A 21,596-nucleotide genomic window follows, 5' to 3' on the forward strand; every position below is an offset into this window, starting at 1 on the left:
ATGTAGCATGCTAAAGGATGAGGTGAAACCATGCAGCCTTCACAAGCAAGCGCTAAGCTCAAACTGATGACGCTGGTACTGGGGGCTCTGACCGCCCTTGTAGTCGTGTCTATCATCCTATTCCCAGACAAAGCATTTCAGTCTTCTCTTGAGGGACTTACGATTTGGTGGAAACTCGTATTTCCGGCGCTGCTGCCTTTTCTGATTATGACCGAGCTGTTGATCGGATTTGGCGTCATCCAAGGAACGGGCGTTCTGCTGGACCCATTGATGAGAATTATATTCCGTTTGCCCGGAGTAAGCGGTTGGGCGTTAGCCTCAGGCCTTATTGTAGGATTTCCTAGCGGGGCCAAAATTACAGCCACTCTCCGTGAAAAAAAACTCATCTCAGGACTTGAGACTGAACGGTTAACAGCTCTTTCCCATCTGTGCAGTCCTTTATTTTTGGTTATGGTTGTAGGGATCGGATTTCTGCACAGCGCAAAGCTAGGCATTATTCTCGCCATTGTCCATTACGTCACAGCCGCCATCACCGGGATTTTGATGAGATTTTCCAAAACGACCGGCCATCCTTCCGATGCTTCTCCCGAATCTGCAGCTCCTAAATTATCAGGCTCCATTTGGAAGCTTGCTCTCTCAACCATGCGGCAAGCCTACCTGCACGATGGCCGCGCATTTGGCAAGCTCCTCGGCGACGCCGTCATTTCCTCCGTTCAAACCTTAATGGTGATCGGCGGATATATGATGATTTTTTCCGTATTGATTAATGTCATTACCATTACCCGTTTTACGGATACGCTTAAACCGCTGACTTCCTTCCTACTCAGCTTCATCAATGTCCATACGGATACCTCCCCACAATGGATTATGGGGTTGATGGAGATTCATCTCGGAGCCTATTCCTGGAGTCAAGCCCAAGGGCTCTCCCTGCTTCCGCAAATGGCGCTCATTAGCGCGTTTCTCGGCTGGGGAGGCTTGTCCGCTCATGCACAGGTTATTGGATTTCATCAGAAAACAGAGGCGCGATACCGCTTTTTCTTCCAGTCCCGCTTACTGCACGCCGTGCTCTCCTTCGTTTGTACCATTGTGTTCTGGAAACCTATGCAGTACCTTCTAATGGATACGGAACCAAGCTTTCTTCGGACGGACCAAACATCAAACGCAAACTCGCTATTCGCATCTCCGATGAACGGCGGTTCGGTTTGGGGGCTATGGGGAGTTACCCTTGTTCAATTCCTGCTTCTCCTTTTCGCCCTGCTGATCGTCTCAAGCTTCGTAAGCATTTTCCGAAAAAGAGCTCATTAGGCGGTTTCAAAGGCGGTTTCAAAGCCGGCTTCTAAGTTAACGGATATTTTTTTTGCAGCGCTTCTTCCACTTCAGGAGGAACTAAATCCACAACAGGCCCATGAAAGCGAGCGATTTCTTTGACGATGCTGGAGCTCAAGTAGGAATACTGGGGCTTCGATGTCATGAAGAAAGTCTCCACATCCGAGTTAAGTTTGTGATTCGTGGACGCCATCTGCAGTTCATATTCAAAATCAGAAACGGCCCGAAGACCGCGCACAATGAGGCGCACATTTCGGGATTTCATATAATTTACCATTAAGTCTCGAAACCCGTCTACTTCTACATTCGGCAGATCCTTCGTGACTTTGCGGATAAGCTCTATTCTTTCTTCCAAAGTGAACAGAGGGTTTTTGGACGTGTTATTAAGTACTGCAACAATGAGCTTATCGAACACCTTCGCTGCTCTATGTATAATATCAAGGTGGCCATATGTCACCGGGTCAAAGCTTCCCGGGTATACGGCTACGGTACTGCCGTGTTCTTGTTTCATCCTGATGTCCTCTCCTTCAATCGCCTATTCATCCACGGACTGCTTATAAATCGTTACAGCGGTATCTCCGTAGTCGGCTCTTCTCTGTTGTCTAAATCCGCCAATAACATCTTCCAGAACATCCTTCGCATCGTGTTCCACAACAATCGTGGTATTCGCATCGACGATGGTGTGCGCTTCCATACTGCTTATCAGCTCCACAATCACTTTCAATTTATATGGAGGGTCTAGAAAAACAAGTTGGAACTGCTGCTGCCTCTTAGCCAATGCTTTCAGTGCCCGAGCGGCATCTGTCCTGTAAATCTCAGCCTGATCTTTGAGACCGGCCGCTTGCAAATTATGCTGGATCGTGTCGATGCTTTTCTTCTCGATATCAATGAAGACCGCTTTATCCATTCCGCGGCTCAGAGCCTCGATGCCCAGTCCGCCGGTTCCTGCGAAAAGATCGAGTACCTGTCCTCCGTCAAAATACGGGCCGATCATACTGAAGATCGCTTCTTTCACTTTATCCGTTGTCGGTCGCGTGCTGATACCGGGTACCGCCCTTAGCGACCTGCCTTTGGCAGTGCCTGAAATCACTCTCATCTTGCGTTATTTCCCTTCTGGCTGGCTCATTCTTTTGCTATCGTACCACAAGCACTATTCTGACACAAAAATTTTGTGTCTGCCATGTATAATTTTCCTGTAAAACGGTCATCCTTGAACTATCGACATCAGAGAATGTCGTAGACAACCGCGGAGAAGACTTACGTTTCCCCATAAGCTCTTCGTCCGGTTTCTCCTCTCCCATGAGACGGCCTGTAAAAGGGCCGTCGTATTAATTTTATAGGACGGTTTTCTGAAACCCTTATGGTATAAGGGTTTATTTGTGTATAACAGGGGTGTTTTTAACTATAGCACAGCTACATATTTTCCTTATTGGGGACGGTTTGGAGACGAAAACTTTCTGATTGAAGTAAACATTATCTTCTTCAAGCCAAAACAATCGTAGTAGGTCATAATGTTTTTCTGTACTAAAAAGATCCTGTCGAGGACAGGATGAAAGATGTTTATTTAGCTAGTTCAACTTTGAGATCTAGAATAAAGTCATTCAGCTGTGGTTGAGCTACTTCCAAAGCAAAAATGAGCTCATTATTTTGATCATAGCTTTCCTTGTAACGCCCATTAACTACAACATATCCCCGCTTGTTAAAAGAAAAAACTATATCTAAATTAGACTCAGAGTCAGTCAGTTTTGCTGTTCCCTTCATTTCATCATACATGTTACTGACTTGCTCAAGAAAAAAATGAATCTCGCCGAAAGTAAACCACACTAAGCCTCTACAAAAGTAACCCCCAACTTTTACTTCTACTAATAACTTACCAAATTTACGGAACTCCTCATCCAAACATAGTTTTAAATAATTGCTAGAGTCTCTTCTAAGAATTATTTCATTCATAATTCAATCCCTACTTTTAGTTTTTCTACAAAAGAAACATCCACTTGGCAAAATCATAATTGATCATTTCTGCAATTGTATCGTCACGCTCTACTGGTATCATTACTCCAGAGGTCCAAGTACACCAGAATGCGTAGAAAAAAATTCTTCGACTTTCACTCCAATCCCAAACTCTTCATTCGTTTTTCGTTTTAAGCATTCTTCTAAGGATTCGCCTAGCTCCAACTTTTCTCCTGGAAATTCCCATTTCCCTGCGAGTTTATCTGATGATTTTCTTTGAGCTATTAAAATTTTCCTTTCATTAATAAATACAGCCTCGGCATCGATCATTGTTTCATTTTAACAAGCTGATGAATTTACTATATTTTTTGCTGCGTTTCTCAATCAGCTCTTCAGATCCTCAACCGATCTCGATCCGACCATCCTGAAAATCTTTAATCGAGCGAGCAATGCCAGCTTGAATGATCTTTCGATACTTTGATTTGGATTCCAGGATACCTTCTATCTATGCAAGTTCATGTTTAAGCAACAACTCTTCATTAACTTTGTAATAGATATAGGATCGTGTGTTCGCATAATCCTGGCCACGGCAAACATGATCTCACCAGAGTGTTCCGGGATCTTAGGAGGACGTTCGCGCGTCCTTCTTTTTATTCAGCATTTCTTCCATACATTAATCTATAAAACCTTTGAATTTAATTCCTCCTCGATGACCGTTATATTGTTCAACTTTGGTAATTTGAACTTTTTCATAATAAGATGGCACATGTATGACAAAATCGTTCGAAATGTTCTCAGTTAAACAAAGTCTTCAATCACTTCGTTGAAGGCAAGCATTTTGAGAATATTATAATTTTTTTGAGAAATGTTAACTCCATATTCGGGTTTGCTTGTTTTCAGCGTATTTCCCAAGCTGTAGCAGATTAAGTTTTGACCCATCTGTATTTGGCATCTTAGAGCCCCCAAAAAAAATAGTAGCTACTTTATTGCGTTTTCTGAGCACTAGCAAACGGAGCGAGTCTGCCGTTAAGAAATAAAACAGTTACTTTTTCTCCAAGTTACTTTCCCTTCAATGTATACCTCAACTCTACATCCTTGAATCATTTTACAATCCTCATCAGACTTTCCTAAATATGTATAGGATTGCTTAGTATCAAATTCCTTCATATAATTCAAAGCTCTGTGCTCATAACTTTGTTGTTGATTTAAATAATAAAAATAACTAATCACCAAAAATATCAATATAAACGCAAAAGCTATTATCATTCTTGTTTTCGACCTACCTGTAAAATTCATATTTCTATTTCTGCTTTCGGAAAGTAGAAATAACTTTATCAAAAGCATCTTTATTGGCATCACTATATTTATTTTTTGAAATAAATACTTCTACTGTGAAATATTCTTTCGAATTATTGCTTTCTAAGAAAATCACCTTACTGCGAGAATCCGGTTCTTCATAATCAATAAAAGTCCCTTTTAAATCTCCTACATTCATCTCCTTAATTTCAATAATTTTTGAATGCTTTTTAATTTCTTGGGTTTTCATTGAGATAATATCCTTGAAATTTTTATTGTCAGTTGGAGATGTCTCAAATAAAACGCCCATATATGAGTTACTATATATTTTCTTAACATCAGTTATGTAAGAAGGACGCCATTCACCACTAATATTAATATCAACAAAACTTGTATCCGTGTAATTATTAAGTTGTCTTGATTCAATTCCTAAAGAAGCTGTCCTATTATCCTCATCCCACTTCACAGGCATACCAGCAGCTTCTGCCACTGATCTTAGTGGTAAATATGTGCTTCCATTATAGTTTATTGCCTCTAATTTATTTCCTTCTGAATCCTTCAATACAAAATCTATTCCATACAATTTTATTTTGACACTGTGATCTAGATATGCTGAAATCGACTCTAATACTGAGTCTGCCTTTGCACCCAGCGAACCTCCAAGAATAAAAGCTAAAGTAATTGAGGATATAAAAGTAGTTTTCAAAAATTTCAAATTAATCTTCCTATTCTATCTTAATTTTTTAATTCTATAATTTTCTTAATCCCTTTAGTTCTGTCTATACTCCTGATTTACCTTATTATTATTGTCCTTAAGATTTAGCGGAGGATTGTATTGGTCTATTAATTTTTTTTCAATTTCATCTGGATTCTCTAGAGTACAATAATATAAGTATAAGTTTTCCTTCATCCAAGAAGACAGATTATCCTCGTCAGACTTAATAAATTTATATTTATTGTCGTCTTTTTCTTCTCTCATTTTTGTAAATAACATCAGTGATCCTAAGCTCTTTCTTAAAGTGGATCCTCGTGTATTCCCGTTAAAATGATTCCGAAAATCTCTAGCTCTAAGCTTCTTGTTTGAAATACCAATATAAATAATTGGTCTGCTGCACAAATAATCAAATTCAAGTGTTTTCATGTTTTCTGGAAGACACTCCAAGGAATTTACTGTTATTAAATAAAGTCCTTTAGTGTTCGGTAATAGTTTGGGATCATCAATTCGAGGATTAAATATGTTACATGTTAGATGGTTAATAGTGTTTTGTATCATTTTGGATTTCACTCTTTTCTTCATAATTTTTAAGCGATTTCCAATTAACCTCAAATCTAAGAATTCATAGTCGAACACGCAATATTATCGTACCACATATTGGTAATTTATTTGATGAAATTTACACAAAAAACCTATCCCACTAGGAACAGGCTCACGCCACTCAATGTCTTCTTATTCAATCGTTTCCCCGCAACGCTTCTTGTGGAAGTTTCATACGACATCGATTATAATAAAAACACTTCCAAATTCATACATAGGAGACTGAATTCCACCATGAACGAACGAATAGAAAATTATAAACCAGAGTTAATCAAAAACATTGATCTTACTCTCAATTTAATTCAGCAAATGACAGACCTAGATAACAAAGTACATAAGGTTTTAAGGAAGCCAATACAAATTGGTTGCGGCGGAAATATTACTTTGATTATTATTTTGTCTATGTTAACTTTTGCAGCATCACTTGAATTCACTTTAGAAATTGAAGAATCAAATTTCTATAAAATCCCTGGGGTACTATATATTTTGTGTTTATTATTAATATTTATTGTAAATCGAACAAGTCTATCTATGAAAAAAGCTGATAACGCACAATTCCTTAAGGAATATCCGAATAAAAGAAAAAATTTATTTTTAAGATTAGAAGCAGAATCAGTAATCCCAAAAACTTATTGGGTCCCAGTTTATTTAAACTGGATGAAGACAGCATTAAGCAATAAACGTGCCGATAATCTAAAGGAAGCAATTAATCTTTTAGAGAATGAGATAAAACATACTCAAACGTTACAGCAAATTTCAGCCATACAAGATCAGTTAGCTCAACCCCAATTCTTCGTTGGTGTGACTTTCTAACAAAGAAATTGTGCAAAGGTATAAGGAAGTTTATAATACGTCTTTTTCAGTTTAGCCGTGCAAATAGTGCATCGGCTTTTTTATTTAATCTGTTTACAGAGTAAGACTAAATAAACTTATCCCAAACGGAATAGGTCTGCTGTATTAATGTTTGAATTTATATCTTACAGTTCTCACTATATCCATGATTAGTCCAATAATGCTATTCTTTTATCTAATAAAATTTCAGGTACTAACCGCAAATAATTCTGTTAATCTCTTAACCTAATTTCTAAATCAGTAATTATCTTCGTAAAGCATGCCACGACATGGAAGCACCGACCTATTTTGTATTAGATGATCCTACTAAATTCGACCTCTAAAGTAATATTTTGTATCTCTAGACCTAGGTACGATGGTATAATATGCTCATCCTACTTAGTAAAGATTTTTCTAACTTTTTCCACAAAATATTGATAGAACCATTTAATTATATTATTTCATAATTATCATTAATAAAATAACGGAGGGTTAGTTTATGGGGTTTGGTTTTAGAAAGAGTATTAAAATTGCACCTGGAGTCCGTTTTAACTTAGGTAGCAGAAGCATGGGATTGAGTTTTGGTGGCCGAGGATTAAGATATAGTATTAATTCCAGGACAGGTAGTAGAGCAACGGTCAGTCTCCCGGGTACTGGATTATCATACTCTGTCGGTGGTGGAAGCAGGCGTAGTTACAGATCCCACGCATATAAAAGAAAAAATGACTTGGTTCGTTTACAGAAAGAAATGAAAAAATCAGAAGAACTTCAACAAGCCAAACATGAGGTTGAACTATTTGAAAACCAAATTGAAATGATTAAATCAATTCATAAAGAGTGTGACGATAGTATTAACTGGGAAGAAATCAGGCAATCTACTCCACCATTTAATCAAGGGGAAAAAGGACCAAAAGAAAAAGCAAAGATACTCGAATTAGAAAATTTCAAGCCAAACTTCTTTCAAAAGTTAATCAAATCTGACGAGAAAAAACGTACTCAGCTTCAGGAAAAGATTGTTCAAGCTGCTAAGGAAGACCAAGATGACTATACAAGTTGGAAAGAACTCGTAGCCCTGGCTAGTAAAATCACTTCAGGAGATACTGATGAATTTTTAAATGTTATTGAAGAAATGTCCCCTTTAGATGATTTAAGCGATTTCGGAAGTGGATTTGAGTTCATCATTCACAACCCCTCCATTTTAGAAGTTGAATTCGATGTTCAATCAGAAAATGTAATCCCAAAGGAATCAAAGAGTCTTACACAAACTGGAAAGCTTTCCGTAAAACAAATGACAAAAACCAGCTATTTTGACATATATCAAGATTATGTATGTAGCTGTGTACTACGAATATCACGGGATATGTTTGCAATCTTACCATTTGATCACATATACATACATGCAATGGACACACAGTTGAACACCACCACTGGCCATACTGATCAAGTAACTATTCTTTCTGTTAAAATTGAGCGCACATCGTTGAATAGACTCAATTTTGAAACCATTGATTGTTCGGACTCCATGCAAAATTTTAAACACAACATGAAGTTCTTAAAAACAGCAGGCTTTAAACCTGTTGAAAAGATTCAAATGAACTAATAATCTTTTGTTAATAATCAAGTTTTTATGAACTTGTTGTACTACAAAAGACCCTCAAGCTGCCTACAGATAGTTGGCAGCTTTTATTTCACCCCGTAAAATATACCACTTTCCTCGATAACCCGACACCCTCCGAATTATTCTTCTTTTTTCGGCTACTTCACTCTCTTAATCCAGTAAAAACATAATGCAAAATTGCCCGAAAGCAGAAAGCATAATAATTGGTGCGATTTGGAAAATGGTGATTTTACCAAAGTCATCTGCATATTTTTCAGATAAAACATTTAGTATCGGGCATAAAAGTACTAAATTTGCAATTAACATCACTGTAGCAGCCACTAGTGCACCCATGCCTGCTAAGAATCCATGACTATAATAATCCGGAAACCATTTCTCATAAAGGTTAAATAGTAAGATTGGAAGGCCAACCGAAACAATGAGTTCAGCGGACACAATAACTACTTTGTTTCGTCTTCTTGTTACTGTTTTACTTATTCCAGCAACAACTAAAACAAATACAATCAGAATGACAACAATAAATACAAACATATACCATCACCTGTCCCTGAATAATCACTCATCATTAGGCTTTAGTTTAGGATACATTCGTGAAAATTCACAGTCATATCTTTTTATAGTACCTGTTCTGGGAAATTAACTTGATCCATTTTCCCGTATCAACCGTAATCGAGGTCAGGACTGCGTGCTCCTGGCATTAAATATCACCCACCTCCTAATTGTAAATTTGGCATAAAAAAAACACTGAGATAGTCCTCAGTGCTTGTAACTCTACTTTCTAAGTTCCTTAAATGTACTCGCTATTTTAGTTAAATCAGCCTGTATATCTTCTATGCTTTTTGCACCTGTCCAAAAATTCAATTGATAAAAACTAGTCTTCGTTTCTACAAAAGTAAGAAGATAAACAGCATTAATTTTACCTATTAATCCTGTTATTTGAACCTCTCTGGCTGGATGGCCATCGATAGTTAGTTCCTTTTGAGAAATTACTTTAAGATTTTCAATTACTTCAGCTTCATTCATTTGTTCAATTATTAATTCTGTATAATCACTTACATTAAAACCATCTGAGTAACTGCCTTTAGGCTCACTAATTACACCAAAAAACTGCATAGGTACCTTTGAATTATTAACTGCACCTACTATAAATAATGGATTAATTTTAGTTATAAAGTTATCATTTCTAACCCATGTTGATGGAAGCGTAACTTGGAAACTTTTATCTCAATCCGCCCATCCCGGAAATCCTTACTTCCATTTCGATTTTGTCAGAAACAAGACCAAATCATCATCTACACGAACTTGACTTCCAGGCTCGACAGGCATGTTATTGTATATTATTCCTCTACCATCGGGGATGAACCCCCGCTTTATGTAAAGCCTTTGTGCAGTTCCATAGTCAGCATATAGCCCAAATCCAATCCCAATAGTATTCGAGTTAGAGAAAGCATTTTCTTCAAGAGCCTCAATTAATATACTTCCGATACCACGTTTCCTATAAGGCGGGATGACATCAAAGTTTTGAATTTCAGGTATGCCGTTTTCAACAAAATGAGGATATTTTGATTTATACACTACATGTCCCCATCCAGAAAACTCACTCCCATAAAACGCTAATAGTGTAGCTCTTTCTATACTTTGGTTCTCTTCCCAGCATCTCGTAACATAATCACGAGGTTTGCTGATGTCATGACCAGACAACCCCAAATATATTAAATCAATATCATTCTTTGTCATCGGACGGATTTGAATAGGTATACTCATAACGTGTTTCCTCCCAAGTATTAAGATGAACCCAAATAATTGCCTAACTATCTAACATGATAACAAACTATTTAGGATTAGGCTGGTAGAGAACAACTATTGTTAAACTCTCCTATTCGTTAGTTCAATGATTAGCGGATTCAACATTGACACAAGTAAGTTCAGCCCAGCCTCTTTAACAGCACGCCAGTGCTTCTGAGTTCTTATAAATGATCCTTTCAATCATTGGTGGCAAATGTACGACAAAAAGAGCCGCATTTTCGGCAGCTCCATTTAAATTTAATTACTTGCATTAATTTGCTATTCAGTTCCGATTAATTTTTTAATTAAATCATCCGCATTTTTAAAATTAATATCCTCTGTTACTGCTAAGATTGTGCCATCTTTTCGAACAAAATAATTCGTAGGTATCCCCATAACACGATATTGAGATGAAACCGTACCCTTGTCATCATACAAAACAGGGAAACCTATATGATATTTTCTAATGAATTTCTGAGCGTCTTCTACATTATCACTAGTTGTTACATTTACTGATACAAAATCAATTTCGCTACTATATTTTGAATATAGCTTATTTAGCTCTTCCGCTTCTTCTTTACAGTATTTACACCATGAAGTCCAAAAATTAATTAATTTAGGTTTACCACTGTTTCCAGTTATATCGTGTGATTGACCGTCTACATCCTTTAAACTAAAATCAATCATGTTTCGGTCGTACCTATCCGACAGTATATAATCAACGGGTTTAACTGAAAAATAATTAATCAATGTGTAAGATACGATAATAATAAAACCAACTAAAATAACTAACGACACTACTTTTTTACTCAAATGTTCCCCCTGAAAAGCCTCTATTTGAATTGTTGAAAATCGTAATACCTGAACATCGTAACATATTTTGGTAAACAATTGAATATATCGGATGAAAGATAACGAAACAAAAACCTATCCTACAAGAAATAGGCTATTCTGCAAATCCTCTGATATTTTTCTGGTTAGGATGGTTTAATGAATGAAATAAAAAAAGCCGCTAAAGTGCGGCTTTTAATTTATTCAGAACCAGTAAATTCTATACCATTCTTTTTAATTGAAATATCTATGAATGTCTTATTCTTCTTCGTTGTTCCACTGTTACTAAGCATCATATTAACAGTGGAATCATCTTTCTCCCAATCTGCCCCTATAAACATATCACCATTAGTGATTCCATTATAAATGATTTCATCGGCTTCATCCTCACTCTTCCCTTTTAATTGTTCAATGATTGTCTTGCTTGCTTTCTCACTCGTATATGCTGATCCTTCTGACTTAGGATTGCCATAAGCTCGTCCTAATTCCTGTCTTAATTTTGTGAAGTACTCAAAAGATGATTCCTTGTCAGGAATCCTATAGGCAATCTGCCACAGTTTCCCTTCTTTAAAGTGAAAGTACACGGTTGCAGATAAGCCAAACAATGAATAATTCTCATAGGCTACTACATAATCAAAATCAACTAGCAATTCTAAATTACTGTTTTTGGATTTTATTGTTTCAATTGAAGTGCCCCAGGAATATTCTTTAAAGGGGTTTGCGGGAGTAATTATTTTATCCATGGCAATGTTTACACGATTTGTTTTCTCGTCCCACGTTACAACCCCATCGCAACTTTCACCTATAAATCGAAGTGGAACAAAAGTATCTCCATTGATAATTCTTGCAGCCTTTTCTAATACAGTATTTTTCTCATTAACAATTGCATTGGTGTCACCGATCTTTAAAACAATCTTTTTCCCTTGAGCCGTTCCAGTAATTGTTTGTGTGTTTTCATCCCATCCAATTATGAGTCCTATCGCCTCAAATATTGGGCGTAATTGGACAAGTGTCGTTCCTTCATCAACTATTGGCATTTGATTGAAATTCATTTGAACTCCATTGATGAAAACACTTACTGGCTCCTCAGATGCAAAAGACTTAGAAGGAGATACTAGCAAGGTTGCAATGATTAAGCTCAATAAAAATTTCGAAGATTTTCTCATACAAAATATTCCCCTTTTATGTTTCTTTCCCATTCATGAATCCACCTACCGGTTACATCACGAACCAAACGACAGCCAGCACCACGAACGCCGGAACCGCCTGCACAAAAAGGATCGAACGTTTAGCCGTCAAGCTTCCGTATAGTCCGGCGACCAGCACGCATAACAAGAAGAAAATCAAAATATGCTTGCTCACGGTCTGATCGGGATACAAAAGCCCCCAGAAAATCCCCGCAGCTAGAAACCCGTTGTATAAGCCTTGATTGCCGGCCAATGAGCGGGAAGCATTCGCGAATTCCTGCGTCAAGCCGAATGCCTTAAGCCCTCTTGGTGTGGTCCACAGAAACATCTCCAGGCACAAAATATACACGTGCAGCAACCCAATTAAACCAGCCCCTATATAAACAGCGATCATCAGATGTCCACCTTTCCCGATTCACAATTATCGTTATGAAATTTTATGGTAATAACCATCCTATTGTACTATTTCCAAGGACTACGATCAAACCAATTTTAGGCGATCCAGCGGAGTCTTCAGAACGGTTTGCCAGCTAGAGCTTGGAATAACCCAGTCTGCAAGAAAATCAATGTGACTGCCGGTATTCGAGGAATTCATTGTATAGGTGCCCCCTTTAATTGCACACAATATTAGTGCTTCAAAATGACTCTAAAAGGTGGGCTAATAGGATGTCAACAAACAACCAACAGCAAGAAAATCACTTAAAAGATCAAAAAGATAACAAACCGAATCATAGCAGCAGAAAAAAGAAGAAACAGAATTAATCGCATTGATGATGTAATTTCAAACGGTTAACAAACGATAACAAAAGCCCCGCGGGATTTTTCCCAACGAGGCTTTTTGTTTTTTATATGGGTCCTATCTCGGATGTTATTCTATGTATTACCCGAGTGGGAACTATGATCCCCTATTTTTCAAAAAGTCGACACTTTCGCAAGTTAGTGGGAACTATGATCCCTTATTTTACGCATTCTGGCAGAATGGGAGTTTTTCGGGGCGAATAAGACCCTGCTGTTCCGTTTGCAGCCAACAAGCAGCCCATTTAGCTCAAATAGAGCCCTGTAGTTCCCACAACTTTGCCTGTCAATGAAGCTGAGGGAAGCTAATCCTCCACGGGCTCGTTCGGGATCTGCCCCGCAGCTTCATCATGGTTACTTTTGAAACCAGTCTCTTCTTCATTCAATCATATCACGGCAATAAACAAACACTCTTTCCATGACTTCCCTTTCAAAATCATCTTTCACATAAAAGCAATGCCGTTTCCAATCCAACAGACGCAATGCTCCATCAACGCCCCCGGCCTTCGCTTCCCGGTACGCTTCCTCCACCTGCTGCATGGAAGGCACTCGCTGATGTTTACGGTGGAATCCAATAATCCTTGATAACTCACTACTCTTGTACATCATCTAGTAAATAGTACGCCTCCATATTGGTATCGAACACTAGGATACGGTCAGCAGCGTCATAGGCCATGTCATTAACTTCCTTATGGGTCAGTGTCCTCTCTTCACCTGTCTCCTTATGTACTACACGATATTCCATGATGTCATCCCCTCGTCAATGGGTTCATTAATTTTACTGTATTGAAAGTTACATTGGAGGAATAAACATTTTCCTCATCTCCCATAATAATGGTACACCTTAGATCTTAAGCTGGCTATTGGGATTTGAAGGGAAGGGACTCCTCTCTCTTTCCCTTCAAACTATACTGTAAAGGATGTGTAGATATATGGATGAGAAAAACGAAACTTACGAATCTGACTATAAACCAGACATTACGAATTACGATTATGTTTGGGGGAGCGACCAAAGTGAGTATGTGAAAGAAGCTGCGACAAAGGCGGACACGGACACATCAGATGTGAACACAGCTGATTAGCGTTTGATCCACATAACAAAGCCTGGACAAACTTCCGGGCTTTTGCTTTTGCACCTTTAAAAATATCCCTGCTCATACCAGTTCAACTATCCAACCCTTTTCCACTCCATCTGAATCTAATATTAGAAGAGCCGGTGGAGGGTGATTTGCATGAACTTACAAGAACTCAATAAAACAACCTTTGATTTAATTGCTAGCTTGGGTCAAAATTGTGATCCGGCCGGTCATCTCAGGAGATACCATTTAAGAAAATTTTCAATGCCCTTGGATTGGGTCGTTTCTAACTCTCTGACCGATGTAAATAGGCTCTTAGCTAATAAATTCAGGGGATTTATGGATCTGTCCAATATGCAACAAATTGAAGGCAGTTCACAGTATGTCGATGAATTTACAGTCGTTGTTCAGAAAATGCCAACCTATTTTATTAAAGACATGCTCTATAATGTAACTTCAGTTCATGACTTTCCTGTAATTCCCAATCAATATTGGCATTCAACCTATCACTCTTATAAAGAAAAATTGAATATGCGTATTCATCGGTTTTTAGAAGAATCAGAGAAATCTAAATCCGCACTTTTCGTCAGACTCCTTGCAACTTACGACCAAACCGTCGAATTGCAATCTGTTTTGAAAAAATGTATGCATGGTGATTTCAGAGTACTTATCATCAACCCTGTTGCAAACTTGCCACGGGTCATTGAAATAGATTGGGGTTTAGATCATGTCTGTTCTGTTCAAATCCCTAGTACAAATAATACGAATGCGTGGGATTATATTTTAAATGGCATTAGAATACGTTAAAAGGTCATTTCAAGCCCATTTATGAATAGGCAAGCATCCATTGGTTTCAATGGCACATACAGTATGGTATCAACTTGAACTTTGGAGGAGATTCTTAAATGGCATATACCAATTATCCTTATCCTCAATATCCTGTTGCAACGCCATATCCCGTAGTAACACCATATTCAGTTGCTACTCCTTACCCGATTCCAGTGCCGACACCTTACCACCCTTACTATCACCATGGTTGGCAGGGCGGTCATTGGCATGGGGGATGGCACGGAGGACATGGCGGTCATGGCGGTCCCCCTCATTGGCATCACCGCATCATTGATGAGCCGTGTGAATAGCAATCTTCACAGTGAAGAGGATGTCATCCTTTCTCAAAAAAAAACGCCCAGATGTGGCGTTTTTTTATTTCGGTTCAGCCTGTAATTCTACTATTGAGCTCCTCGTTTTCGCCACTCATCCAAAGTTACATTGTCACCCGTGATTACATCATCAACAAGAATTTCTTTCATATCCTCACTTACATAAAAAGTGTGCCACCTAACAATATGATCGGTAAGACTCTCGCCAATATATATATCATAGTACTTTCCCGTTCTCTCAGGGATAATTAATAAACCATCGTTAAAGAATACGACTTTGGATTTATTGGACTCTATCATTTGTTTGTATTTCTCTACTTCAGCTACATTCTTTGTGAGAAAATCCATTAGTTCCTCTACGGACTTGCGTTTCTCAACAATTAAATTCTGTGGTGTGGAGCTGGGCTGGGCCGGGGCTTCAGTAACAGAAGTTCCGTTAGTTTTATCTTCAACCAGGCTGCTTGATGGATTGCATGCTGTCAGTCCCATTATAGCAACAATTGATATGAAAAAAAGATATGACCTTGTCAAGTTTATCACCTTATTCTGTTCTAATGATGCTAATTAGGAGTATATAATTAGTTCCATTTGAAACAAGCCTAAATATGCCAATCCAAGTCAAGTCGCTGAGCTACCTGCTTACTTAAAAAAATAACCACCTCACGGTGGTTGAAATTAGTCCAAAACTAGTCCATAACTTAATGATTACGCTGCAATAACACTACGCCGGTAAGGCTGGACGTATTTTTCTGAAATACAACCTTAAAACCGATATCCGCATCCAACAGGCAGTTAAACGCATTAATCAGCAATCTGCCAGGAGCTAGCGTAAACGTACAAGGCGAAGCATTTCCGATCACACGAGAGGCGGTAATTCTGCGCGCAGCACCTGGACGCACTCTTCTCCAAGTAATCAAAATGAAATCAGGCTGACGAGCTGCTTTTACTTGAGCCATTGTCATCACCTCTTTTTTGTAAGTTTCTCTACATTTAATGCGATGATCGGAGACTTGGCTCTAAACGCTTACCTAAAAAAGGAAATTTCCATTGAAATAAAAAAGCGCCGCGAGAAGTTTTCTCATCGGAGCCGTTTGACTTAAATCGCTAAAATTCATATACTATAAAAAAGAAAATAAGAACGTATATTCTCTTTTTTTCGCATTTATCTTACAGTCAGAAAAGAAGGTATCCCATCCCATGCAAGATCCTACGATTTTTGAACGTCTGCGGGGCAAATATGCCGATGAAGACAGGGCGAAGCTTGTCATGCTGCAGCTAAAAACGTTACTGGAACAAAAGAAAAAGAAAAAATGGTACCAGAAGCTAAAATCGCCAACGAAAACACAGCCAGCAAGCTGGAACAAGTAATCTCCATAAAAAAGAGACTTTCCTTCAGTAGCCCAAACTACTTAGGAAAGCCTCACCTCGCTTTTTATTTGCCTCTTTTTTTCGAATAATACAGCACACCCAGGTAGTGCGCGCCTGTAAATAGCGTAAGAATGCCAAAGAACAGCAGGAACCCGCCTTGACGATCGCGGAAGAACAACTGCAGAACGAAAAGCGCCAACGATATTTCGCTCCAGAGAAGCGTTCTTTTTTTGAGTTGGGTCAAGTCCGCTGTGGATCTGCTAATTTTGCGAAGATTCATGAATGTAAGACCTGCAAGTACGATGATTCCAACGACGATCACGAGAATGTAGCCTGAATTGCCCGACATGTGACTCCCCCTATTTTGCGATGTTTCAACTTTATCTTCTATCAAAAGTAAGCTATTATATCTAAGATACATGGAATAATGCTAGATGTCTATGTAAAAAGAAGATAAGGAGTCAGGAAATCTAACATGTCTACAATTATGTTTAAGCCATTAGAAGCGTCCGATATCCCTTCATTAATGGAAATATACAACCATTTCGTAATGAATTCGACTGCTTCTTTTCATACTGAGCCTGTTGAAATCGCTGAGTTCACAGAAAGTGTCGTTCATCAGAATCCGCGGTTCCGGACTTATGTGATAACACTTGATGGAGAAATCCAAGGCTATGTCCAAGTCATGCCGCATAAGAAAAAGCAGGCCTATGCCACTACAGGAGAAGTGACGATCTATTTGCATCCGAAATGCGTTGGCAAAGGTGTTGGTTCGGCGGCCATTCAGTATATTGAGGCGTTCGCGAAGGAAAACGGCTTTCACGCCTTAATTTCCACAATTTGCGCAGATAACAAGCCTAGTATTCATATGTTTTCCAAAAATGGTTACACACAGTGCGCTCATTTCCGCGAAGTCGGCTTCAAATGGGGCAAGTTTCTCGATATTGTAACCTATCAGAAAATCATTTAACCGCCTGCGGCAAGAGCAGCTTCCAGTTCAGACCTCCGTCTTTCGTTTTCCACACATTTCGGGCATCCCAGAGCCAGCCGCTGCTTGATGTAAGGAAACTGAGCTGTAAGCTCGCATCCAGCGGCTGAAATGCGGTTGGAAACGTATGCTGGCTCCATGTTTTGCCCCCATCACTGGTCCGAAGAAGCTGTCTCCCCTGCTCTTGTTCAGGATTTTGCCGATTGGACTGTAGAAGCGCGAACCCATGGCTCGCATCGGCAAACGTTAGGGCCTGCGGCATAAGGGAAGTGGCGATCTTCCCTGCTTCTTCCCACGTTCCCCCATCTGTCATGTGATAGAGCACCACCGTCTCCTTCCCCTTTTCATTCGAACCCGAGCTTGAGGATGCGCCTGCTCCCATAAACCAGCCCTCTTTGGATGAGAGGAATGTAATGACGCCCGCACCTGGCATGGGGATCCGATTTGACGCTAACCAAGTGATGCCTCCATCCTGCGTACGAATCAGTATCAAATCCTTGTCGCTTCGAACGGCAATCAATCCGGTCTGTCTATTAAAAAACCGAAAAAAAGCAACTTCATTCTTTCCCTCAAGCCCCGGCAAATCCTGCGCAATGACTTCCCACGTTTGACCGCCGTCCGCGGTTAGGCGAAGTTCCGATTTTTGGCCATTTGTTTCTTTGGTCAACACCCAACCTGTTCGATAATCAAGAAATGAAAGCGAGCTAGGTGCCGTTAGTGGCGCCAATCCTTTTTGAACCTTCCAAGTGATGCCGCCATCACCGGTTTGCATGAGCGTAGTTTCTCCGTTGCCGGAAGTAAATCCGTAACCATGAAGCTCATCTACAAATGTGATCCCTTTGGTAGGTATATTGCGTTTAGGCGCACTTTCATCCTGAACTTGGATATTGTCCCCTTGAACCATAGAAAGCACCGCATTCCGCTTTTCTTTTACCGTTGAGCGAGTAATGTGTGGTGATGGAGTCGGGGCTTTTTCATGAAAGCAGCCTGCACATAACACAAAAATAATCAAAATCACTAATTTTTTGTTGTTCATCAAGGCGATCATGTCCTCCTCACTCCTTTCACGATTTCCGGTTAGGTATATGTTATGACGGTCTGCGGCTGTAAATAGTTCATGTCCATCGTTTCCATTGCACGTTATTCCTTTATTTCACAGGATAGGATGCCCCTTCTTTACAAAAGCTAGAGCATATTCATAATGCTCGGAGGGATTGCCATGACAACAAAGTGGGTTTGGTCCACTGCCATCGTTTGCTTGCTAGCCGCAGGCTGCGGTGTGCCCAAAAGCAAGCCATACCATGATCAGAGATCCGCGCAAATTGCGCATGTCGATGAGCAAGAATCAGCAACAGAGGCTAGTCTTGATAATGGCGTATTTGATTTTGAACCTTTGCCAAGCCCAAGGAGTGTGGCTGCACCAACACCAACGCCAACGCCTGCTCTTACTCCGCTGGCACCCCTGCAGCCTAAATCAGCACCGACAGCCGTAACGCCTAGCCCGTCACCCAAAACAAATTCAAAGAAAGCCGCGCATCCGGAAGGATCCGGGTCTAGAAAACCATCTGTACCCGTTCAAAAAAACCAAGGCCAAGTTCGGATTTCCCAGAAAAAGCTTACGCTTTCCCAGTTGGCTGTGAAATACCCTGACACCTTCAAGCTGCGCGGATCTAGTCAAGAGAAGAAAGTGGCGTTAACCTTCGATGATGGACCTGACACGCGCTTTACTCCTAAGGTGCTTGATGCTCTCAAAGCGAACCAAGTGAAGGCAACCTTCTTCGTGCTTGGCTCTCAGGCCAGCTCTCATCCTGATATCATTAGACGGATCGTTCGTGAAGGCCATGTCATTGGCAATCATTCCTACAGTCATGCCAATTTACCAACGCTAACGGTAGACAAGTTTCAAAACCAGATTATGAACACGGAAAATGTGCTTCAAGGTTTAATCGGCTACGCGCCTAAGCTCATCCGCCCGCCTTACGGCGCAATTAATGAGGAACAAGTCCGCTGGGTTGCTGATCACCATTATTTGATCGTGAACTGGAACGTCGATTCCCTTGACTGGAAATCGCTCACTTCGGAACAGGTGCTGAACAATATCATGCAGCAAACGAAGCCGGGTTCCATCATCCTGCAGCACTCCGGAGGAGCTGCAAGCCAGGATTTGTCAGGGACGGTGCAGGCTATCGGACCGTTGATCGCGAAGCTCAAAGCCGCAGGCTACACCTTTGTCACCGTTCCCGAGCTGCTTCACGTTGCAAAAAGCAAATAGGGGCTGTCCCAAAAGTAACTATGATAGATATGGGGGACAGATCCCAAACGGTAGAAAAAAGCGAATAGTTGCCTGTCAAAGGAGCTAAGCGGCTATATGTGCTTTGCTCCTTTGCTTTGGGATCATAGTTCCCACTCGCTTGCCGAAGTTCTCCTTTTCTATTCCCCAAATTAAAAAGCCACGGAACAAAGTTCCATGACTTTTTAATGCTCAATGGGCTTAACCGGCGACGCCGCCGATTTGCAGTCGGAGCAATATCCAAATATTTCAAACCGGTGACTCTGCACTTCAAAGCTCTCCGGCAAATCTTTCACTAGCTTCATCGGGCAAAATTCGAACGTCACCGTCTTCTCGCAGCTCACGCAGATCATATGATGATGATGGTGGGACAAACAGCTCGCCTTGAACTTCAAACCATCTGCCAAATGAAACTGCTCCAACACGCCCATCTCGCTTAGCAAGCGCAGATTACGATAAACCGTATCAAAACTCACGCCAGGATATTTGACTTTCATGTATTCATAAACGTCTTTCGGCGATAAATAACTGCCTGATTCCGCAAATAATGTTGCCAAACTCCTGCGCTGCTCTGTAATTCTCCAGCCTTGCCGGGACATGGCCTTTAGCATCTCGTCAATCGTGTGTGTATGAGTGCCCACCTGCATTACCCCTCTGTCATGAAATGTTCTACTAACATAGTGCAGCAAATTGACCTCCTACGTCAAGTAGCTGATCGGCTCTCGACTTATGATTCGGCAGCTATGTCGGACATCGCTTCCAGCTTCAGCAGCGCAGAACGAACGGCGTCTTTGGAGAAATTTTCACCAATAAAGACGGCAACGTCGGGCACCTCGCCTTTTGGCGTTATTTTGACGAAATCCATTTCCCTATAGGCATATTGAAATAAGAACCGGCTAGAAGTATCTGAGAAACTGAGAATTCCTTTAGCGCGGTACACTTCTTGCGGAAGCTTGCTGACCAATTCTTCAAAAGCGTTGCTGTCAACTGCCCGCTCAAAAAAGTGCGTATAGGCCATCACATGACTATGTGAATGATGGTGATGACTGTCCTGCTCGTGCTGAGCATGATCGTGACCGGCCTCATGGTGTGAGGCATGAGCGTGCTCCGCGTTGGGATGCCCTGTAGAATGTCCGGCATCTGCAAACGGCGTTTGCCCCTCCTCCTCCAACATTTCAATGAGTCTCATGTCAATTTGACTAAAGACTGTAAAATGTACGGAGGCATGCGGATTCCACTCTCGCACAAGAGCATCCACTTCCTGCAGCGCCATTGCCTCCAATAGGTCTGTTTTGTTCAACAGCAGCAAGTTGGCACACCTGATTTGTTCCTTCATGAGTCGGTACGTTTTGCCCCGGCTTGTCCGGTTTAGCTCCAGCAATTGTGGAGCATCCACCACCGTAATGACCGCTTTGAGCTCTACGGGAATAACAAGCGAGGCATCTGTTACTTCATCGATAATTTCCAGCGGATTCGCGATCCCCGTCGATTCAATGAAAATCACATCAGGCTGCTCTCCGGTTACTAACTCATGAAGAGCTGTCGCCAGATCGCCCCGGCTCGAACAACAGATGCAGCCGCCCAGCAGCTGGGACATGGGCACTTCACTGGCTACCAGCTGCCCATCCAAATTCACTTCGCCAATCTCGTTCATGATGACGGCTGGTTTGTGCCCCGCTTCGGTAAAATGATCAATCGCTTTGGTTAGTAAAGTTGTTTTACCGCTCCCAAGGAAACCGGATAACACATAAACGGTAACTCTTTTCTGTGCCATACCCTT

At 40.5% G+C, this 21,596-nt stretch carries 29 protein-coding genes; 9 read left to right on the top strand and 20 right to left on the bottom strand.

What is annotated here, in order from left to right:
* Positions 1–30: 30 nt before the first annotated feature.
* Positions 31–1,305: a nucleoside recognition domain-containing protein gene (locus tag GC097_RS25090; RefSeq protein ID WP_171686023.1), complete on the top strand. Its 1,275-nt coding sequence runs from the start codon at positions 31–33 to the stop codon at positions 1,303–1,305.
* Between the two features lie 31 nt (positions 1,306–1,336).
* Here the strand turns inward: GC097_RS25090 and coaD are convergent, their stop codons facing one another.
* From coaD to GC097_RS25120, 6 genes are all read right to left on the bottom strand, one after another.
* Complete coding sequence (gene coaD, locus GC097_RS25095; protein ID WP_171686024.1) at positions 1,337–1,837, bottom strand: pantetheine-phosphate adenylyltransferase; 501 nt, start codon at positions 1,835–1,837, stop codon at positions 1,337–1,339.
* A 24-nt stretch (positions 1,838–1,861) separates the two neighbouring features.
* Positions 1,862–2,422: a 16S rRNA (guanine(966)-N(2))-methyltransferase RsmD gene (gene rsmD, locus GC097_RS25100; protein WP_171686025.1), complete on the bottom strand. Its 561-nt coding sequence runs from the start codon at positions 2,420–2,422 to the stop codon at positions 1,862–1,864.
* A gap of 464 nt (positions 2,423–2,886) precedes the next feature.
* Positions 2,887–3,276 carry a WapI family immunity protein gene (locus GC097_RS25105; RefSeq protein WP_171686026.1) on the bottom strand — a complete coding sequence of 130 codons (390 nt, stop codon included), beginning with the start codon at positions 3,274–3,276 and terminating at the stop codon, positions 2,887–2,889.
* A gap of 102 nt (positions 3,277–3,378) precedes the next feature.
* Complete coding sequence (locus GC097_RS25110; RefSeq protein ID WP_171686027.1) at positions 3,379–3,606, bottom strand: NUDIX domain-containing protein; 228 nt, start codon at positions 3,604–3,606, stop codon at positions 3,379–3,381.
* 970 nt (positions 3,607–4,576) lie between these two features.
* On the bottom strand, positions 4,577–5,287 hold the full coding sequence (locus GC097_RS25115) for a stalk domain-containing protein (RefSeq protein ID WP_171686028.1): 711 nt from the start codon (positions 5,285–5,287) through the stop codon (positions 4,577–4,579).
* Between the two features lie 54 nt (positions 5,288–5,341).
* The gene (locus GC097_RS25120) at positions 5,342–5,869 is read right to left on the bottom strand and encodes a GIY-YIG nuclease family protein (RefSeq protein WP_376768422.1); all 528 of its coding nucleotides are present in this window, start codon (positions 5,867–5,869) and stop codon (positions 5,342–5,344) included.
* Positions 5,870–6,121: 252 nt separating this feature from the next.
* Here GC097_RS25120 and GC097_RS25125 point away from each other — a divergent pair, with 252 nt between their 5' ends.
* A complete protein-coding gene (locus GC097_RS25125; protein WP_171686030.1) occupies positions 6,122–6,700 on the top strand; it encodes a hypothetical protein in 579 nt (192 codons plus the stop codon).
* A 517-nt stretch (positions 6,701–7,217) separates the two neighbouring features.
* Entirely contained in the window at positions 7,218–8,318 is a 1,101-nt protein-coding gene (locus tag GC097_RS25130; protein WP_171686031.1) for a DUF4236 domain-containing protein, read from the top strand.
* 168 nt (positions 8,319–8,486) lie between these two features.
* Here GC097_RS25130 and GC097_RS25135 read toward each other — a convergent pair whose 3' ends face one another.
* From GC097_RS25135 to GC097_RS25170, 8 genes are all read right to left on the bottom strand, one after another.
* Complete coding sequence (locus GC097_RS25135) at positions 8,487–8,867, bottom strand: hypothetical protein (protein WP_171686032.1); 381 nt, start codon at positions 8,865–8,867, stop codon at positions 8,487–8,489.
* 240 nt (positions 8,868–9,107) lie between these two features.
* A complete protein-coding gene (locus GC097_RS25140) occupies positions 9,108–9,449 on the bottom strand; it encodes a PsbP-related protein (RefSeq protein ID WP_171686033.1) in 342 nt (113 codons plus the stop codon).
* A 135-nt stretch (positions 9,450–9,584) separates the two neighbouring features.
* Positions 9,585–10,100 carry a GNAT family N-acetyltransferase gene (locus GC097_RS25145; protein ID WP_246294444.1) on the bottom strand — a complete coding sequence of 172 codons (516 nt, stop codon included), beginning with the start codon at positions 10,098–10,100 and terminating at the stop codon, positions 9,585–9,587.
* A gap of 300 nt (positions 10,101–10,400) precedes the next feature.
* A complete protein-coding gene (locus GC097_RS25150; RefSeq protein WP_171686034.1) occupies positions 10,401–10,934 on the bottom strand; it encodes a TlpA disulfide reductase family protein in 534 nt (177 codons plus the stop codon).
* A gap of 218 nt (positions 10,935–11,152) precedes the next feature.
* Positions 11,153–12,151 (bottom strand): copper amine oxidase N-terminal domain-containing protein, encoded by a 999-nt coding sequence (locus GC097_RS25155; RefSeq protein WP_171686035.1) that lies wholly within the window; start codon positions 12,149–12,151, stop codon positions 11,153–11,155.
* 19 nt (positions 12,152–12,170) lie between these two features.
* Positions 12,171–12,536 carry a DUF1304 domain-containing protein gene (locus tag GC097_RS25160; RefSeq protein WP_376768429.1) on the bottom strand — a complete coding sequence of 122 codons (366 nt, stop codon included), beginning with the start codon at positions 12,534–12,536 and terminating at the stop codon, positions 12,171–12,173.
* A 776-nt stretch (positions 12,537–13,312) separates the two neighbouring features.
* Positions 13,313–13,543, bottom strand: coding sequence for a hypothetical protein (locus tag GC097_RS25165; RefSeq protein WP_171686037.1), 231 nt, complete (start codon positions 13,541–13,543; stop codon positions 13,313–13,315).
* Complete coding sequence (locus GC097_RS25170) at positions 13,527–13,679, bottom strand: hypothetical protein (RefSeq protein ID WP_171686038.1); 153 nt, start codon at positions 13,677–13,679, stop codon at positions 13,527–13,529. Before GC097_RS25170 ends, GC097_RS25165 begins: the two co-directional genes overlap by 17 nt.
* A gap of 187 nt (positions 13,680–13,866) precedes the next feature.
* Here GC097_RS25170 and GC097_RS25175 point away from each other — a divergent pair, with 187 nt between their 5' ends.
* The 3 genes from GC097_RS25175 to GC097_RS25185 all read left to right on the top strand — a co-directional run bounded on the left by GC097_RS25175 (position 13,867) and on the right by GC097_RS25185 (position 15,149).
* Positions 13,867–14,016 (top strand): hypothetical protein, encoded by a 150-nt coding sequence (locus GC097_RS25175; RefSeq protein WP_171686039.1) that lies wholly within the window; start codon positions 13,867–13,869, stop codon positions 14,014–14,016.
* Positions 14,017–14,166: 150 nt separating this feature from the next.
* A complete protein-coding gene (locus tag GC097_RS25180) occupies positions 14,167–14,817 on the top strand; it encodes a DUF1796 family putative cysteine peptidase (RefSeq protein WP_171686040.1) in 651 nt (216 codons plus the stop codon).
* Positions 14,818–14,915: 98 nt separating this feature from the next.
* Positions 14,916–15,149 carry a hypothetical protein gene (locus tag GC097_RS25185; protein ID WP_171686041.1) on the top strand — a complete coding sequence of 78 codons (234 nt, stop codon included), beginning with the start codon at positions 14,916–14,918 and terminating at the stop codon, positions 15,147–15,149.
* 90 nt (positions 15,150–15,239) lie between these two features.
* On the opposite strand, the gene GC097_RS25190 is transcribed toward GC097_RS25185, so the two are convergent.
* Together GC097_RS25190 and GC097_RS25195 are read right to left on the bottom strand one after the other, a co-directional pair.
* Entirely contained in the window at positions 15,240–15,659 is a 420-nt protein-coding gene (locus GC097_RS25190; protein WP_171686042.1) for a hypothetical protein, read from the bottom strand.
* Between the two features lie 209 nt (positions 15,660–15,868).
* Positions 15,869–16,126 carry a hypothetical protein gene (locus GC097_RS25195; protein WP_171686043.1) on the bottom strand — a complete coding sequence of 86 codons (258 nt, stop codon included), beginning with the start codon at positions 16,124–16,126 and terminating at the stop codon, positions 15,869–15,871.
* Between the two features lie 241 nt (positions 16,127–16,367).
* Here GC097_RS25195 and GC097_RS25200 point away from each other — a divergent pair, with 241 nt between their 5' ends.
* Complete coding sequence (locus tag GC097_RS25200; RefSeq protein WP_171686044.1) at positions 16,368–16,538, top strand: hypothetical protein; 171 nt, start codon at positions 16,368–16,370, stop codon at positions 16,536–16,538.
* A gap of 64 nt (positions 16,539–16,602) precedes the next feature.
* Here the strand turns inward: GC097_RS25200 and GC097_RS25205 are convergent, their stop codons facing one another.
* Complete coding sequence (locus GC097_RS25205; protein ID WP_171686045.1) at positions 16,603–16,887, bottom strand: hypothetical protein; 285 nt, start codon at positions 16,885–16,887, stop codon at positions 16,603–16,605.
* Between the two features lie 126 nt (positions 16,888–17,013).
* On the opposite strand from GC097_RS25205, the gene GC097_RS25210 reads away from it, so the two are divergent.
* Positions 17,014–17,508: a GNAT family N-acetyltransferase gene (locus tag GC097_RS25210; protein ID WP_171686046.1), complete on the top strand. Its 495-nt coding sequence runs from the start codon at positions 17,014–17,016 to the stop codon at positions 17,506–17,508.
* Here the strand turns inward: GC097_RS25210 and GC097_RS25215 are convergent.
* Positions 17,501–18,574 (bottom strand): WD40/YVTN/BNR-like repeat-containing protein, encoded by a 1,074-nt coding sequence (locus tag GC097_RS25215; protein WP_171686047.1) that lies wholly within the window; start codon positions 18,572–18,574, stop codon positions 17,501–17,503. The genes GC097_RS25210 and GC097_RS25215 overlap by 8 nt on opposite strands.
* A 171-nt stretch (positions 18,575–18,745) precedes the next feature.
* Between GC097_RS25215 and GC097_RS25220 the strand changes: the two genes are divergently transcribed.
* The gene (locus tag GC097_RS25220; protein WP_171686048.1) at positions 18,746–19,798 is read left to right on the top strand and encodes a polysaccharide deacetylase family protein; all 1,053 of its coding nucleotides are present in this window, start codon (positions 18,746–18,748) and stop codon (positions 19,796–19,798) included.
* 203 nt (positions 19,799–20,001) lie between these two features.
* Here the strand turns inward: GC097_RS25220 and GC097_RS25225 are convergent, their stop codons facing one another.
* Both GC097_RS25225 and GC097_RS25230 read right to left on the bottom strand, forming a co-directional pair.
* Positions 20,002–20,463 carry a Fur family transcriptional regulator gene (locus tag GC097_RS25225; RefSeq protein WP_171686373.1) on the bottom strand — a complete coding sequence of 154 codons (462 nt, stop codon included), beginning with the start codon at positions 20,461–20,463 and terminating at the stop codon, positions 20,002–20,004.
* 80 nt (positions 20,464–20,543) lie between these two features.
* A complete protein-coding gene (locus GC097_RS25230) occupies positions 20,544–21,590 on the bottom strand; it encodes a CobW family GTP-binding protein (RefSeq protein ID WP_171686049.1) in 1,047 nt (348 codons plus the stop codon).
* Between the last annotated feature and the right edge of the window lie 6 nt (positions 21,591–21,596).

This window comes from Paenibacillus planticolens, assembly GCF_013141725.1.
GTDB classification, from domain to species: domain Bacteria; phylum Bacillota; class Bacilli; order Paenibacillales; family NBRC-103111; genus Paenibacillus_E; species Paenibacillus_E planticolens.